General features: G+C 53.4%; 16 protein-coding genes. 8 read left to right on the top strand and 8 right to left on the bottom strand.

Annotated elements, in window-relative coordinates; translation table 11 throughout:
* Position 1: 1 nt before the first annotated feature.
* Entirely contained in the window at positions 2-274 is a 273-nt protein-coding gene (locus HK23_RS06240; protein ID WP_086653298.1) for a YtcA family lipoprotein, read from the bottom strand.
* A gap of 137 nt (positions 275-411) precedes the next feature.
* Here HK23_RS06240 and HK23_RS06235 point away from each other — a divergent pair, with 137 nt between their 5' ends.
* A complete protein-coding gene (locus HK23_RS06235; RefSeq protein WP_086653297.1) occupies positions 412-768 on the top strand; it encodes an ArsC family reductase in 357 nt (118 codons plus the stop codon).
* A 51-nt stretch (positions 769-819) separates the two neighbouring features.
* Here HK23_RS06235 and bfr read toward each other — a convergent pair whose 3' ends face one another.
* Both bfr and HK23_RS06225 read right to left on the bottom strand, forming a co-directional pair.
* Positions 820-1,305: a bacterioferritin gene (bfr, locus tag HK23_RS06230; protein WP_179193820.1), complete on the bottom strand. Its 486-nt coding sequence runs from the start codon at positions 1,303-1,305 to the stop codon at positions 820-822.
* A 228-nt stretch (positions 1,306-1,533) separates the two neighbouring features.
* Positions 1,534-2,316: a tetratricopeptide repeat protein gene (locus HK23_RS06225; protein ID WP_086653296.1), complete on the bottom strand. Its 783-nt coding sequence runs from the start codon at positions 2,314-2,316 to the stop codon at positions 1,534-1,536.
* 282 nt (positions 2,317-2,598) lie between these two features.
* Here HK23_RS06225 and HK23_RS06220 point away from each other — a divergent pair, with 282 nt between their 5' ends.
* Complete coding sequence (locus HK23_RS06220) at positions 2,599-3,546, top strand: hypothetical protein (protein ID WP_143217499.1); 948 nt, start codon at positions 2,599-2,601, stop codon at positions 3,544-3,546.
* Here the strand turns inward: HK23_RS06220 and HK23_RS14260 are convergent.
* Genes HK23_RS14260 through HK23_RS06205 form a run of 4 tightly spaced genes read right to left on the bottom strand, consistent with a single transcriptional unit; the run spans position 3,543 to position 9,397 of the window.
* On the bottom strand, positions 3,543-3,770 hold the full coding sequence (locus HK23_RS14260; RefSeq protein ID WP_143217498.1) for a hypothetical protein: 228 nt from the start codon (positions 3,768-3,770) through the stop codon (positions 3,543-3,545). The two genes, HK23_RS06220 and HK23_RS14260, sit on opposite strands and share 4 nt — an antisense overlap.
* Entirely contained in the window at positions 3,767-7,174 is a 3,408-nt protein-coding gene (locus HK23_RS06215; RefSeq protein WP_086653294.1) for an ATP-binding protein, read from the bottom strand. Before HK23_RS06215 ends, HK23_RS14260 begins: the two co-directional genes overlap by 4 nt.
* Positions 7,167-7,925, bottom strand: coding sequence for a DUF4194 domain-containing protein (locus HK23_RS06210; protein ID WP_086653293.1), 759 nt, complete (start codon positions 7,923-7,925; stop codon positions 7,167-7,169). Before HK23_RS06210 ends, HK23_RS06215 begins: the two co-directional genes overlap by 8 nt.
* Positions 7,922-9,397, bottom strand: a complete 1,476-nt coding sequence (locus HK23_RS06205; RefSeq protein ID WP_086653292.1) for a DUF3375 domain-containing protein — start codon at positions 9,395-9,397, stop codon at positions 7,922-7,924. Before HK23_RS06205 ends, HK23_RS06210 begins: the two co-directional genes overlap by 4 nt.
* A 472-nt stretch (positions 9,398-9,869) precedes the next feature.
* On the opposite strand from HK23_RS06205, the gene HK23_RS14255 reads away from it, so the two are divergent.
* Positions 9,870-10,631: a hypothetical protein gene (locus HK23_RS14255; RefSeq protein ID WP_143217497.1), complete on the top strand. Its 762-nt coding sequence runs from the start codon at positions 9,870-9,872 to the stop codon at positions 10,629-10,631.
* A gap of 169 nt (positions 10,632-10,800) precedes the next feature.
* On the opposite strand, the gene HK23_RS06195 is transcribed toward HK23_RS14255, so the two are convergent.
* The gene (locus tag HK23_RS06195) at positions 10,801-12,174 is read right to left on the bottom strand and encodes a DUF6538 domain-containing protein (protein WP_086653290.1); all 1,374 of its coding nucleotides are present in this window, start codon (positions 12,172-12,174) and stop codon (positions 10,801-10,803) included.
* Positions 12,175-12,501: 327 nt separating this feature from the next.
* Here HK23_RS06195 and HK23_RS06190 point away from each other — a divergent pair, with 327 nt between their 5' ends.
* From HK23_RS06190 to HK23_RS06170, 5 genes are all read left to right on the top strand, one after another.
* On the top strand, positions 12,502-12,903 hold the full coding sequence (locus HK23_RS06190) for a nucleotidyltransferase substrate binding protein (RefSeq protein WP_086653289.1): 402 nt from the start codon (positions 12,502-12,504) through the stop codon (positions 12,901-12,903).
* Entirely contained in the window at positions 12,900-13,223 is a 324-nt protein-coding gene (locus tag HK23_RS06185) for a nucleotidyltransferase family protein (protein WP_086653288.1), read from the top strand. The genes HK23_RS06190 and HK23_RS06185 overlap by 4 nt, the downstream gene beginning before the upstream one ends.
* Before the next feature lie 305 nt (positions 13,224-13,528).
* The gene (locus tag HK23_RS14250) at positions 13,529-13,879 is read left to right on the top strand and encodes a plasmid mobilization protein (protein WP_143217496.1); all 351 of its coding nucleotides are present in this window, start codon (positions 13,529-13,531) and stop codon (positions 13,877-13,879) included.
* On the top strand, positions 13,876-15,297 hold the full coding sequence (locus HK23_RS06175; protein WP_143217495.1) for a hypothetical protein: 1,422 nt from the start codon (positions 13,876-13,878) through the stop codon (positions 15,295-15,297). Before HK23_RS14250 ends, HK23_RS06175 begins: the two co-directional genes overlap by 4 nt.
* Positions 15,298-15,446: 149 nt before the next feature.
* A partial coding sequence (locus tag HK23_RS06170) for a type II toxin-antitoxin system CcdA family antitoxin (RefSeq protein ID WP_256940093.1) occupies positions 15,447-15,577 on the top strand: 131 nt, incomplete at its 3' end.

The raw sequence follows: 15,577 nt of genomic DNA, 5'->3' as shown, positions 1-15,577 counted from the left end.
TCTACGGTCCAAACCATATGAGCCATGTCAGCAAGGCGGTGATAACCCCGAGAGACAGGTAGGTGAACAGGCGCAGGCTCAGCACGGCATCAATGCCTGTCAGAACAAACACCACACGCAATCCGACAGAAACGGCAATGCCGATCATGCCGCATAGCATCCAGTCTGGAAAATATGCGCCGACCAGTGAAAAAGAGGGAGCGCCCTGTACTGTGCATCCGCCAAGTAGAAGAGCAGCACTGATGCCAAATGGGCGGATGGAAAAACGAAGCATGGCTGTAAACTGATCTAATTTTGACAAGTCTGTCAATCTGTTCGGGCAGAGAGGGCAGGCTCATGGCGCGTTACAGTGCTTTATGGCACAGCAGTTTGATAAAACGCCTCTATGAGGCAAAGACGAAAGGACGGGAGATGACAACACCAGTCGTAATTTACGGGATCAAGAGTTGTGACACCATGCGTAAGGCCCGGAAGTGGCTGGACGAGCACGGTGTGGCCTATCAGTTCCATGACTATAAAAGTCAGGGGATTGATGCCGGGCGCTTGAAAAAATGGATGGATATCGTCGGGTGGGAAACGCTGCTCAACCGTGCGGGAACAACCTTCCGCAAGTTGCCGGAAGACCAGAAAACCAATCTGGATGCCACCAAAGCTCTGGCGCTGATGCTGGCTCAGCCTTCGATGATCAAACGGCCCGTTCTAGAGGCTGGCTCTGTTGCGGTGGGGTTTAAGCCCGAGCTGTATGCCCAGACATTTGCGGCACGCTAAGAGGTGCCAATTACCCCCAGCCAGAAAAGCCGGGGGTAATGCAGAACAGGATTAGTCCTGATCAGGTGCAGCAGCAGAGTTCAGGTGGATGTAGCGTTCAATGCCAACCTGCTTGATCAGGTCGAACTGGCGATCGAGGAAGTCTTCGTGTTCTTCTTCGTTCGTCAGGATTTTCAGCAGCAGGTCACGAGAGACGTAGTCCCGCACGCTTTCGCAATAGGCAATGCCTTCACGCAGGTCGCCAATCGCTTTTTCTTCCAGCTTCAGGTCGCATTCCAGAATTTCCTTCACGTCCTGACCAATCAGGATGGTGTTCAGGCGCTGGACGTTCGGCAGGCCACCCAGGAAGAGGATGCGTTCAATCAGCCAGTCGGCGTGGCGCATTTCTTCGATGGATTCTTCGTATTCCTTCTTGCCCAGCAGGGTCACGCCCCAGTGGCGCAGGGTGCGGGCATGCAGGAAATACTGGTTGATAGCCGTCAGCTCGTTGGTGAGCTGGGTGTTCAGATGTTCGATAACTTTTGCGTCTTTAACCATGATGCGGACCTTCTGTTCAGGTTTAGAACTTAGGGCCAGCATGTAACGCAACCTTTTATAGAAGGCAAATAAAAAACGCTTCTATATCAATAGAATATAGGAATTAAGTCTCACTATCAACAAGAGGTATTTCTTATCAGATACTTCTGAAAAAATGATGTTTTTCAAATCACGGAGATGTGAGCGATCTTCCCAGGGCACGCAGAGTCCCTGCGTGGAGCAGATCTGTCAGGCTATTCCAGAGGCAGACTGGGCCTGTGGGGGCAGGGCCTTCAGGCGTTCCTGCAGGGCCGCGTGGAGCGTCGGGTCTGCCGCCTTGCCCAGACTGGTTAAAGCGCGGTCCATGGCCAGAAGAATATCTGACGTGGCATCCGGGAGTGCCTGCCGCCACCAGTGCAGGGCGTCCTCCACCCGACCGGCATCAGCCAGAGCAGTGGCATAGTTATGGCAGCCGCGATAATCGCCGCCTTCAGCAGATTTGCGATACCAGACTAAAGCGGCCTCTTTATCCTGAGGGGTTTCCCAGCCTTCTTCCAAAAAGCGTGCGAGGAGATTCATGGACTTTGCATGCCCGTTGTGGGCTGCCGTTGTGAAAAGCCCGAGCGCTTTCTTCATGTCACGCGGAATGCCAAGACCACGCATGGTCAGAATGCCCAGATTATAACGGCCCCATTCATCGCCAAGGCTGGCGGCAGTCTCATAATGCTGTGCGGCCTGTTGCAGGTCCTTCTTGCATCCCCAGCCAAAATGGTGGCACCGACCCAGCATATTGTGCGCGGGGCCATATCCGGCATTGGCTGCCATGGTGAACCAGACAAGAGCCTGGGCGTGATCAGGCGGGACATAGGCGCTATTCAGCAGCACTTTTCCCCATAAAACCTGATCAAGATGATGGCCCCGTTCTGCGCGTTGACGAATGGCGTCTATCTGCTCCGGCAAAGGGGCCTGCACTGGCTTTTTGTTTTTATGCTGTCTCGAAAACAACTGTTGCCATAGGCCCGACCCTGACATGATTCCCATCCCTTTTTGAGAAGGATTATCATTATCAAAATTGGAGCCATGGAGCAATTGCGGGGAGTGCGGGGTGGCTATGCAGAAGAGGTGCAAACTTACAAAGATGTGGTCAGGAATTCTGATCCCGTAAGGGCGAATTTGCAGCCGAGAAGACATTCCCGGTGCCTATCGAGGCTGCCCCGATCATTGGCGTGATCTTGCTCAGAAATTAGCCGAACCACGACTACACAAATGGTGGTTCTGGTGACTATTCCCGCTACCTGGATTAGAAAGATTACCATGAATTATCTTCTGAAACGTCGCACCATGCTGGCTGGCATCGCGGGCCTGGCCGCGACGCCGGCTTTGGCTGAGAAACTGACCATCATGCCTGCTACGGTCACAGGCGATGGCGTTACGCTATCCATCCGCGACTATAGCCGCCGTTTTCTCGATTTCTACGAAGCAGCGAAAAGCCTGACGCCAGATGCGCGCTATGCTGTATGGCAAGATCGCTACGGTTTTGCCGCAGTGCCGCCCGGCCCGCAAGGCGAGGCAGTCGCCCGAAAGCTGCTGGATGAGGCGTGGCCTCGCTATGCCTCTGCATTGCCTACGATAAGGGCAGGTGCAGCGGGGATGATGCCAGCACCCCTTGATACCGCAATCCGCATCGCCGATGTGCTACGCGCACCTCGACCGTTGAAGTTTGATATCATAGCCTATGTCGGTGGCTTCGAGGAGAATGCCTTCACGGTCGGAACAGCGGATGGGCCGCTTGTCTGCTTACCGATCGAAATGGCGCCGGATCGACGCGCTATGGTGATGCCGCATGAAATGACTCATGCGGTACATATGACGTTGGCAAAGTTGCCATCCAGTTACGAACGACCGCTCGGTCGGGTTGTGTTCGAAGAAGGCTTGGCGATGCGCGCAGTGCAAGCATTAAAGCCGGGGTTGGCTGACTTCGAATATGTCGGACAGCGTCCCTGGTTCGATGCAGCTCTGCCTCTGCGCAAAGAAATTCTTACAGCTATTGCGTCGCAGCTCGACGCAAGTGATGGCCCGACCTTGTTCCGATTTACAATGGGACAGGGCGCGACGGGGCGTGAACGAGAAGCCTATCTGGCAGGATGGTTGATGACGGGGGAGTTGCTCCGTCAAGGCAGAACGCTCCCGGAACTGGCGCGTATCCCGGCGGATCGTATCGTGTCGCTCACCCGGAAGACGATCTTGTCCATGCTCACCTAGCCGAAATAATCCGCGCTTATATTCCCGGCACGCTTCTCCGTTTCTCCAGACATTCCAACCGACAATCCTGCTTGGTTTTCTTGTGTTTCGCCACAGTCTCTGTGCGCAGGGTGAGCGTGAGCGGAAACAAACAGGTTTTGCTGATAAGGGTATTGGGAATGCGTGCCCTTTTTCCATAAACGCTCAAGCTGTTTTTTGAGGTCTGCCGGCGTAGTCCAGTTCACAGAGACTGCTCTTCATGCCTGAGCAGGGCTGGTGCTGCATCATGGAGGGATGCCTTGTTGGCAAAATGCTCTTCGATACTCAGAACGCGCAGGCGTGAGTAATTGCCATCCTTATTGTCCACAAAGCCAACATTTGAAACAAAAGGTTCAATAATATGGATTTTTTGCAAAGGGGTAATAATAAGAAGCTGCATATTGAGTTGCTGGAATAACCGCAGCCCATACTGGGTGGAGTCATCAGAGCCACGGCCAAAGGCTTCATCAATCACCACAAATCGGAAAGAGCGTGAGCGCACTTCACCCCATTCCAGCCCGAACTGATAGGCCAGACTGGCAGCCAGAATCGTATAGGCCAGCTTTTCCTTCTGGCCGCCGGACTTGCCGCCGGAATCTGTGTAATGGTCAAACTCGGTCTCATCCGCACGCCAGCGTTCACTGGCGGCAAAAGAGAACCAGTTGCGCACATCAGTGACTTTTGCCGTCCAGCGACGGTCCTGTTCCGCGAGGCCTCCACGCCCGCGGAAGCGTTCGATCATGGTCTTAACCAGATAAAAGCGCTGCTCGGAATACTGTTCGGTATCATCCCCGGATACAGAATTTTCGGTGCAGGCCCGTAGGGACGCCTGAAAGTCCCGGATTTCCGGGTCCAGCGTCTGGTGGGCTTCCAGCCGGATATAGCGGTCCGGGTTATAGTCAATCTGGGTCAGGGACGTATTGATGACGGCAATCCGTTCCTTGATAATCTCCCTCTCCTGCGCTAGGTGCGCATTGAAATTGGCAATTTCGTTAATCGTATTAACAGTCAGAAGATTTTTAAATCGGCTTATAAAGCGGGGGAGATCATCTTTCTTGAGTTGTGCCAGCAACGCGCAATAGTCGGGACCGGCTTCCAGATGGTCGTCCATATCCTGTGCTTCGATCGGATACGTTGTCCGGAATTCCCGCATGTCTTTCAGAATACTGTCGCGCAGGCAGTCCAGTGTGCGCTGTTGCTGGTCAATCTGTGTGTCCAGCTGGTCTCGCAGTTGCGTTTCAGCAACCTCGCAGGCGTCAAGGCTGGCAAGGTCTGCGCCGTTTAACTGTGTTTGAAGCCGGGTGAGTTCCTGCTCATGCTCTGGGGTGAGCGTATACTCGCTCAGAACCGTTTGACAATGTTGCAGGCGGCCCTGAAGAATTTCTACAGACTGATCCAGAAGAGCCTGCTTTTTAAACAGGATCATATACTCTGCTTCAGCCTGCCGTAGCGTCTGTTCCGCATGCTCTTGCTGTTGCTTGAGTTCACGCAGAACGTCGGATGTCGCGGTCAGTGCTTCCCGCTCGGCTGTCAGTTGCGCGGCTGTTTGCGCGGCACTCTGCCAGTCCAGCTGGGTATAATCCGGGTAGCGTTCCAGCCGGGTCAGCGTTTCAAAGCGTTCCTGCAGCATTTTGCGCGTATTTTCGGCTTGCGCAATTTCCCCCGCATGTTTCTGGATCAGCGCCTCCTGCTCTCGCTGCCTGTCTTCAAGAGCTGCAATCTTGATGGCGTTGTTCCAGCCCAGAACATAGCGGCTCCGGTCGTCAATCCTGTGGCGGTCATCCTTTTCATGCCGGCCGCCGGGTTCCTTGACCTGACCTGACCGGGTGACGCCCTTGCTGGAGCGGCGGAAATCATCCTGTGTTTCGCAACAGGTGAAGCTGAAGCGGTGCGCCAGTTCGTTCTCCACCCAGAGCCGCATGGGAGAGTCCGGGTGGACTTCCAGCTTATGGGCCAGTGTGTTGGGGTGGCGGGTGGCATGAGAACCTGAGCGATGTTGCTGAATATGGTAGTATACCAAACGGCCTTTCAGATGTGTGTGGTCCACCCAGTCCACCACCTGTGCATAGAGATGGTCCGGCACGAGCAGGGATAACGCAAAACCATGTAGCAGGCGCTCTGCGGCACCTTCCCACTCCCGCGCATCATCCCGCACGCGGATGAGTTCCCCGGCAAACGGCAGATCCTCGGCAGACACATCCAGTGCCTCACACAGCATGGCGCGCATGCGGATCTGCCGTTCATCAATATTGCTCTGGCGTTTGCGTAGACTGTCTAGTTCCGTGACAATTTCGGCGTGCTGGTTCTTTTCTTCATGGAACAGAATGCTCTGCTCGGTCAGGTCCTTCGCCAGCCAGGTATCCTGCTTTTTCCACTCGCCTTTCTGCTTTTTGAGGTGTTGCGTAAGTTCCAGAAAGCTTTCGACAGAACTGGAAGGTTTTTCGTTCAGTTTTTCAATAAGCGTTGCATAATGTGCGGCATTTTTACGCCGGTCTTCACACGTCTTTTCGGCTTGCTGGATGGCGACGGCCAGTTGCTCCAGCCTGTCACCTCCGTTGGCATAAATAGCCTGCTTGATTTCGTCCAGTTGCACTTTGCAGGTTGTGCGGACGCCCTCCTGCTCAGTCAGTTGTTGCTGATTGGTGGCGGCAATGTCCTGCTCTTTGGCAATCTGCTGTTCAAGCAGTGTGGCTTTCTGGCTGGCAAAATACCCCGGCAAGGCCTGACGGCAGGCTTTGAGGGTATCATGCCGGGTTTTACTTTCCGCGTGCGCGGTGAGGTCCTCTGTTAAAGGGGTGAGCAGGCTGATCTGTTTTTGGGCTTTCAAAACGGCCTGATGCGAGTCATCCAGATCTTCAAAATGAGAAATCAGGGCATGGATACGCTCCGAAGCATCAAACCGCGCCAGCATATTTTCCCGAACAAAATCTGTGATATTATCAACAGACTTCATGGAAACAGTTTGCAGGAACAGGTCTAAAGCCTGTTCGTTTTCAATCCCGAACCGGCGACGGAACCATGCCGCATAACGGTTAAAGCTGTCTTCTACTTCAGCCCCCTGTGCGCGCAGGTTTTTACGCAGTTGCAGGATATCCGTGCCGAACCCGGTAAAATGCTCCTGAATGGAGAGTTCTTTTTCCGCGCACACAAAGAAACGTGCCGGTTGAACCTGCTGTTTTTTAATCCAGAAAACCTGCGCCAGGGTGACGGTTTGCAGATAGCCTTCGTTTTTAAAAACACCAAGAATAACCGTGTAGCTCTGCGTATCCCGCAGGCTGACGGATTTGGTGGAGCCCGTTGCGTCGTTGCGTTCGGATTTATAATGCCCGGTCACGTAGGAGCGCAGAGAACGCTCACGCGTATCAGCGCCGGCAGCCTTATTATAGACAATACGCTGTGCAGGAACGAGCAACGTAGTGATGGCATCCACCAGTGTGGATTTACCAGAGCCAATATTACCAGTGAGCAGCGCGTTCCGGCCATTAAGGTCAAAACGCCAGATCCGCTTGTCAAACGTGCCCCAGTTCAGCACTTCCAGACGATGCAGACGGAACCCGGCCAGACGATCATCCACGGCAAAATCGAGCGGGGCTTGCTGGGTGTCAGTCACGGTCGGTCAGTCCTGTATCGACGTGGTCGGGAAAAAGCTGGGCCTCAGTTGCGGTATTCTGTTCCGGCGTGGCGGGTGTGCCTGCAAGGGGCAGGTCCGTCTGCTCAAGGCTGCGGGCATGCGCCAGATAGGCTTCCAGCCGCTCGTCCAGCGTGGCCAGCCATTCCGCATCAATATAGGCCTTGAGGATACGCCGCACCTCGTAGCGTGGCGGTGCGTTAGGGGCATCCGCACTGGTGGGAGGGAGGGGGCGCAGAAATCCGAGTTCCGTCACGCGGCGGATATAGGTTTCAATTTGTGCAAGTTGCCTGACCTCATTGCTGCTTTCCGGCAGGAAGGTCTGGAGCATGGAGGCAATGTCATCGCGGCTGAGAATAAGGCGGGTCTCGCCGCCCATGGCATCAAATCGAACCAGTTGCTGGCGGAGCAGGGCCAGAAGCAGGCTGACATGGAAGGAGAGCGGACGCCGCGCAATCAGGCGCAGCATGCGTGATGCGCCTTCATCCTCTTCCGGCTCCGGGGTGCTGCGCAGATAGGCATAGCCCTCGGCTGGGTCAATAATCAGGACCAACCCCAGCACAGCGACATAATCCCGGACCTGATTTTGCAGGTGGAGCAGGTGCCCCCACAGGCCTTCATCTTCTTCCCGGTAGATCACCCCTTTTAAAAGGGTGATGGCAAGCGTGGAGAGAGACGCCGGGGCGTGGGCCAAAGCCTGTGTATCCTCAGGGGTATTGACCGTCTGGCTCATGCCGACCTCACAAAAATTACGCGTTGCAGGGTGGCGTGGCGCGTTATGATGGACCCATCCTCTGTCATGATGTCCCAGCTTACATGATCGTTCGTCTTTTCATCAATGAGGCTCTCAAAGCGCTCACTGCTGAGCTGAAGGTAGGCTACGAGTTCAGATAGCCCCTGTTCCAGCGGGTGGCGACGTAGCAGCGCGGCAAGGCTGATTTGAGGAGCTTCCGCCAGAGCCTGCTGAATGTTTTCGGTCAGCCGTATCCGGTCCACCACAACCTGTTCATAGAGGGCGATGGGGTCCACATCGTCCGCAGTGTCTTCCGGCAGAGGATCAATCGTCAGGACCGTGGGGAGCGGGGGCGAATAAAGAGGCCGTTCCATAATAAGGTCTGGTGAGGCCGCCATGGCGTCCAGTTCCGTTAGCGCCTCATCAGGCGGACATTCGGACAGATAGGGGCGTGCGGCGATAGCATGAGCCTCGATATTATGCAGGATTTCCATAATACGCCGGGTTTCCTGGCGGCTCTGGTCATCCAGAAACTGACGCAGGCGGTGGGAGAGCTGTGCGACGGTGCGCTGAGTGTGGTCGCCTGCTTCTAGCCAGTCATAATGAATGCGGCGCAGGCGTGGGTCCGGGTTCTGCGCCGCAATGACGGGCAGGGAGAGAATATGTTCCAGTTGTTGCGAAAGTTCTTCTTGCCTGCGGCTGGACATGAGGAAGTTCCAGAAGGCCTGAAAACTGCGGCCCTGATCGGATTCATTGATCAGATCATGCTGGGCTAGAATTTCATCCAGCAAAGCGCCCTTTGTACCATCCCATAGCGCAACGCGTTCCCGCACGGCGCGGTCCAGACGGCGAAAATTGTGTTCTACTTCACGGAAGTCGGCCAGAAGATCGCGCGCCATGCGCGTGAACTGGGAGAAGCGTTCCTTAATGCCGGTATCATCCATCAGGCTGAGATCCCCGCTCTGGATGCGGGCAATTTCGGCATCAATCTCATCCCGGCGCTGATGCAGGTCTGCAAGGCGCTGGTCCGGGTCGCTCTGGGTGCCTTCATTCATCTGGCGCAGCAGATCAAACAGGGTTCGCAGGCGAGATTCTGTGCCCACAAAGCTGCGTTCTGCCAGTTGTTCCAGCCATGAAAGTGCTTTTTCGGTAGCCGGGGTCATGTCGAAGACGGCGTTGTCTGTGCCGAGTTGATAGAATTTTCTCAGCCAGCCTTTGTCCGGAGAGGCCCAGTCTTCCAGATACTCGCGTGCGGTTCTGGGGAAGGCGTTTTCATCCAGTTGCTGGCGCAACGCATAGAGCGTGTCTTCCAGCGCTTCCGCCATGCTCTCGGCTTCCAGACTGCGGACGTTGGGGCGGACGAAGGCCTGATGCAGAAAGCTGAGAATAAGGGGAGCATGGTCCGAGCATAACAGACGCCAGGCTGGGTTATGCTGGCGCATGCTGTTGAGAGTTGTGAAATCAAGCTTCATATGCGCCTGCCCCTATTGCTCCACCCCGGATGCGAAAGAGCCTTGTTACAGGATGAGAGCAGGGGAGGCGAGGGAGGCATAGAAGGCAGGGTGGTGGAAGTAGGAGCGTGACCTGTGAGGCGAAGTATGACGAGTGGTCGTTCTGGGAAGACAAACGGCAAAACCCCACAGACCCGTCACATTCTCATTGCACTGCTATATTTCCAGTGGTTAGTGGTGCGAACTGCGGGACTCGAACCCGCTCTTCTTGGTCACAACCAATCAGATAAGCTATTGAAACAGAACGATAATTTCAGACGAAATCATCCTTCACATGGTGACTGCGGGTTCACTCTGCGGGCAAACCCGTGGGGCAGTCAAGAATGGAAATAATTTTTCTGGTTTGTAGTGGTGTGATATTGAAATTCCAGTTTAAATGAAATCAAAAAGCAATCTTGCTGAATCAGAAAAAGAAAGATAGGCAGTTTACGGAATGAACAATATTGTAAAAAGAGTTTTTTTAGCATTTACCTTTTTTTATCCTACGACTTCTTTAGCTAACACACCCCAGCAGGTTGCAGCGATTGCACATGCCGCCGCAACGGCTGCGAATGCAAGCGGCCAGCTCCCGCTACATGTTCAGCCTGGTTTAATGATTACTGAGTATGAAAGCTCCGGGGAGTATCTGATCATAAACGCCGAAATGACAAAAAACGGTTTATCCGGGTTAGGAGGAGGAGCGCAAATGAGTAGCGCGCTGAGGCAAATCGCAGTGCAAAGATTCTGTTCAAATCCTGACACGTTATCGCTTTTGAAAACTGGCCTTATTGTAAGGTCTAACTATCGGATGGAAGGATCAAGAGATGTCATAATGACTTATGATGTTTCTCAAAAATCCTGTGAAACAGGAAAAAATCTTACAAATACCGAGAAAAATATACACGACTATCTTGTGGCTAATCTAAATTTGGAAAAACAGCACATGCCCGAACTTGGCTTCATGGGGAAGATCGTCGGAGCAGACGTTGTTGGTAATACTATCGTTTATAAAATTATTTTAAAAGAAAAAACAACTATTGAGAAATTCAAAGATCAGTCTCAAGCTGATCGTTTTAGAGATATTTTCTGTAAAATCATGCATGGCACAACTATTTTTCAGCTAGGCGCAGGTGTTTCATTGGATTTATATAGCGACCCCAATACCAAGTTGCGCGAGATCAAAATTAACAGTTCTACATGCGGAACAACACCGTAAAGATATCGGAGGTCTCTATCCTTTTCTGGGTTGGCAAAAGATACTCCGCTTATTCCTTAATTTAGTAGGAAATTAGAAAAATAATAAGGGGGTCAACGGGGGAGATTTCTCCCCCTTGCCAGCTGTCGAATGCTACTTTGGGTAGCCATTTGACACTGCTGGCTCCCTTTTAAATCGTTCCCTTTTTGAAGGCTGTTTCCGGGTAACTTATTGCCTCTATGGTTTGCAGCAAATTGGCTGTTGAGATGCTGGTCAGATAGGTCGTGGTGCCCTGACTTTTGTGGGTCGCTTCATGACCGAGTAGGCGGTCAATCCATACCTCCCGGATAGTAGCATTCGCGTTTCTGAGTTGTGTGGAAACGGTATGCCGGAACGAGTGAAATGTGATTTCAGCAGGCAGACCGATGCGGTTTTTAAGCAATGAGAAAGCCCGTCCCAATGCTGCGCCTCTGACACCCTGTTTCGAGGTTTCCAGACCGGGAACGAGGTTAGCCCCGTCAGTGGTATCTTTAAGAGCCAGAACTCCCGCTTCAATGAGTTTTGAATGGACAGGCACCACACGATTGCCTGCGTCAGTCTTGGGTGCCCAGCCGGTTTCGGGGTGTGGGCGAATGAGGAAGCAAGAGATACCGTCAACGGTCTGGAGGTCTTCTTTTCGCAGGGTACAGATTTCCCCCAGCCTCATGCCTGAGTAAGCTGCAATAAGGGTGACCAGCCTGAAGGTCTGTTCTGGCACGGACGTGCTATGCCATGACGCAGAGGCCAGCAAAACAAGTTCCTTTGTCGTCCAGCTTCTGCGTATGGTCTTTTGCCCGTTTTCAAAATTCCAGCCTGTCCAGGGATTGCGTGTGACAAGCTCCCGTTGGTGTAGCTGATTCCACAGGGCAGAGAGGCGCATCATATGGTTTTTGACGCTTTTCCCGCTCAGGGTTGGCAGACCTTCCTCTCTGGCCTTCTGCGCCTCTTCTGCAAGGGTAAGGCTGCTCTTACGTTTGCCCAGCGATGCGGGAAGGGAAAATAGCAGGTCACGGAAGGCTCCGGCCTTCTCGCCCCCTATGATGGACACAGGGGCATCGCCAAACGCTTGCAGAAAAAGGTCTATGGCCCGCTGGGTGGCTTTCTTGGTGTCGGCACTGGCATGAGGATTATCCAGCACGAAGCGTTTTAAGGCACCCGAAAGCATAAGGGGAGTAGCCTTGGCGGGTTTGGGTGCTTTCTTCACTGTCCGGGGTTTTGGTATCGGTGCTGACACCGGCACGGCCTCCGTTTCATGAGCAGATGAAGGCAGGTTCACGCTCTGCAAATCCCGTAGTGCAACCCGCAGACCCTCAAGCCTGCTTAAAGCGTCCGGTTCAGCCAGCACAGAATGGGCTTGCATGAACAGTTCAGTGGTTCTGGCATGAAGCAAAGAAGCGCGCTTGCGGGCCTCATTCTGGTAGCCGGTTTTCAGGGAAACCCAGATTTCCCGCCGGTTTAAGACTGCTCGCAGGGCAGGAGGAACGATACGGCGGAAGTGGTAAGTGGTGCCTCGGACGCGGAGCATAGAATCTTCCCTCGATGGGGAAGGACGATGGAGCAAAGACAGCCTTTGCCCCTCATTCAGTCGAAAAATCGTGCTATTTCAGGTGTCTGTGGTGCGAACTGCGGGACTCGAACCTTCATAGTCCTGCACTGTCCCGCAGTTAACCTCTTGAAAAGACGAACAAAGTGCTCTGCCGTCACCTTCGGGGTTGAATTTCTGGTAGGCATTTTGGTTGAACATTATGGGAAGGTCAAGCCGGGCAAAGGGGCGCATTCGCGGTGTTGCGGAGTGCGGGAATACGGTATGACTGCGTGACTGTATGAAGTGTAGCAGGGGGTAAAGAGCAGCATGTTGTATCTCGCGCCATTGGAACGGGCTCTTGACCGCTTGAAAGAAGGCTGGGTTCGGCATGAGAGCGCACCAACGGATGAACAGCTACGCGATGGCCTGATACAGCGCTTTGAATTTACCTATGAACTTAGCCATAAAACCCTGAAGCGGTTTTTGGAACAGAACTCCGCCTCACCAGAAGAATATGACCGGATGGGATTTCCCGACCTTATTCGTTCTGCCAATGAAGCCGGTCTTCTAAAAGGCTCGTGGGCTGAATGGAGTGTGTATCGGAAGATGCGCAATTTAACGAGCCATACCTATAACGAGATAACGGCACGGCAGGTTGTGGCAGGTATTCCTGACTTCATAGAAGAGGCTGCATTCTTGTTGCAGGTCTTAAAAGAACGCACCGCATGACATCTGCTTTGGCTCTTTCCCCGAAAGAGAAACTCACAGTCGCAACTCTTCTCAAAGAGTTTGTGCCAGACAAAGAGGTTTGGGTGTTTGGCTCCAGGGCAAAAGGAACTGCCAAGCCGTATTCAGATTTGGACCTTGCGATTATTGGCGAAGAGCCGCTTCCTTTACTGGTGCGTGTCGGTTTGGAAGAGGCTTTTTCTTCGTCTCTGCTGCCTTGGAAAGTCGATGTGCTGGACTGGGCAACAACCGATGCAGTCTTTCGTGACCTGATTCAGAAGGACCATATTGTTATTCAAACACCCTTAGAAAATATCCGCTAAAGAAGCGTTCACTGAGGGTTCCCTTTCCCTGTCGTTCCTCGTTTAACAGCCTTCTGAAAATACCTTTTAAAGGTGAGCTGTTGAGAACTCATCAAGAGCTAAAAGGCCTTTTCCGGCGCTAGAGCCTGCCTCGGATTGAGGGGCATCACATTCCCGGCCCGGTCACTTGCAGAAAAGTTGGTTACCTTAAAGCCAGCCGTGCAAACCAGCGGACACGTTGTGTCGCGGTGGTTTGCAATCTGGTCAGGGGGAAGCGTTGCTTTCCCCCGTGAACCCCCTTTTCTGTGGTGAAGGAGTGCCTTGCCATGTCTGTCAGACAATCCCCAAAAACCCATGGCCGGTGCCATGATATCCGTCTCCGCCTGTCCGATGCGGAACATGCTGTTTTAAAGCGTGCGGCATGTGCCGCTGGTGTTACCTGTTCGTCATGGCTGCGGTCTGTGATGCTGGCTGTTGTCGCCACAAAAGGCCGACATGATGCTCTCGTTGTTGCCTTGCAGGACGTGGCGCATCAGCTCTCGGCCATTGGCAATAATCTTAACCAGATAGCCCATGTTTTAAACGGGGGTCGAAGCGCTGATGTTGGGAACACCCTCATGGCCGTCGATGACGCCACGGCCCATGCCCGTTCTTTGCTACGGGAGATACGGGCATGATTATCAAGGCCTCTCGTATCACAGCAGAAAGTACGCACCGCCATTTATACCGCCACTTGATGCGGACTGACGAGAATGAAGAAGTAAGGATTGTGCAGGGCAGGGAGTTTGCTCTGGCTGAGGCGGTCAAAGATGCTCGTCATTCTAAACGGCGCTATGGCCTGCGTCACGTGATCCTCAGCCCGGAACAGGTCACTTCACCTGAGACGTTCCAGAAGATGGTGACACTCTACCAAAGTGAATTTGGGGCTGACCCACCCTTGATGATTGTGGAGCATCAGAAAAAGCGGGCCGATGGTCACAGTTATGACCGGCATTGGCATGTTGTGTTTGCTGAAACCCTTGCCAACGGGCGCAGTCTGGACTCCCGCTTTATCCGTATCAGAAACGAGAAAGTAGCCCGATTTACGGAACTGGCCTTTGGTCACTCCCTCACATCAGGGAAGCATAATGATGCGGTGATCAGGGCGCTGGAAGTGTCTTCCAATCAGCAAATGCAAAGGGCGGCTACAGCCCTTAAACAGGCTTTCTGGGGAGAAGGCGATAATCCACAGTCAACCTTTACGGATAAGGCTCATCAGGTCACCAAGCGCAAGGCAGGCAAGTCAGTGTTGCCCACGATACGGGCGCATTTGCGTAGATGCTGGCAAGAGGAGGGACGGGTCTTATTGTCCTTTATCGAGCGGGTGGCTGAGGAGGGCTATCTCATTCGAGAGGGAGATAAGCCTGACGTCTGGTTGATTGGCAAAAGCGGGGAAGCCCATCTGGCTTTGCATCGTGTTCTGGGGCTGAAGAAGAAAGAACTGGTTGCCTTATTATCGGATGCCAACAGACCTGTTCCCTTGTCTCCGCCCCGTTTGACGGTCAGGGCCGTGATGGCAAGTAAGCCTCTGCCCGTGGCCGTGCCTCCTGAATACGCGCAAAGGCTTGAGGTTTTAAGAAGCCGTATTCGGCCTCGTTGGAAACGGTCTGAATGCCGTGCGGAACTGATTGCCTTGCCCTACCAAAACATAGTGCGACGGCTGGAAAACAGCACGTTAGGGGACATGTTGGAACGTCTGTTGGCAGCCCTTATCGCCCGAATGCTGAATGCCTTGTTTGGTGTGTGCATAGACGTGCCTCCAATTACCGCAGACGAGGCTAGAGAGCGGATTGCGAAGGCCTGTGCAGAGGCGGCCCTTGCACGCCAGCAGGACGTGCAGGAGCATTTTACGTCACCAGAAGTGCAGGCTGCTTTGCAAGAGCGCAGGCTTTTGAAGTCGTGCCTTGTGTCGTCCAACCCGGTAACGCGGCAGGCGATGCAGGAGGGTGCGTGGACGGAAGCCCTACAAAGTTTGAGAGGGAAGCCTCATATGCCAGTTCATGCTGTGCCGAGAATGCCGATGTCGAAGACGGCCTCGCATTCCGGTGGTTTGTAGGGTTTGGTCGGTTTCCGTCCTCATGTCAGACGTAAGAGGAATTGCTTGAGTTTTCGGAAAACAGCCATATATCGGGAGGATAATATACGCATGGAAATGCGCATGCGTATGTGCTAAGTTCCAGTCTCCAGGATATGGAGTAAAAAGCTATGGTTCGCCTGCATTCCACCAACTCACCACGTCGTCCGACTAATGTGACGTTACCATCTCAGTTACTCGAAGAAGCCAAATCGCTTGATCTCAACATATCGCAGGCCTGCGAACAGGGGTTGAAGTCAGC

The sequence above is a fragment of the Acetobacter malorum genome, from assembly GCF_002153605.1.
Taxonomy (GTDB): Bacteria; Pseudomonadota; Alphaproteobacteria; order Acetobacterales; family Acetobacteraceae; genus Acetobacter; species Acetobacter malorum_A.
The sequence above is the reverse complement of the archived record's forward strand: the minus strand, read 5'-3'. Positions and strand labels throughout refer to the sequence as shown.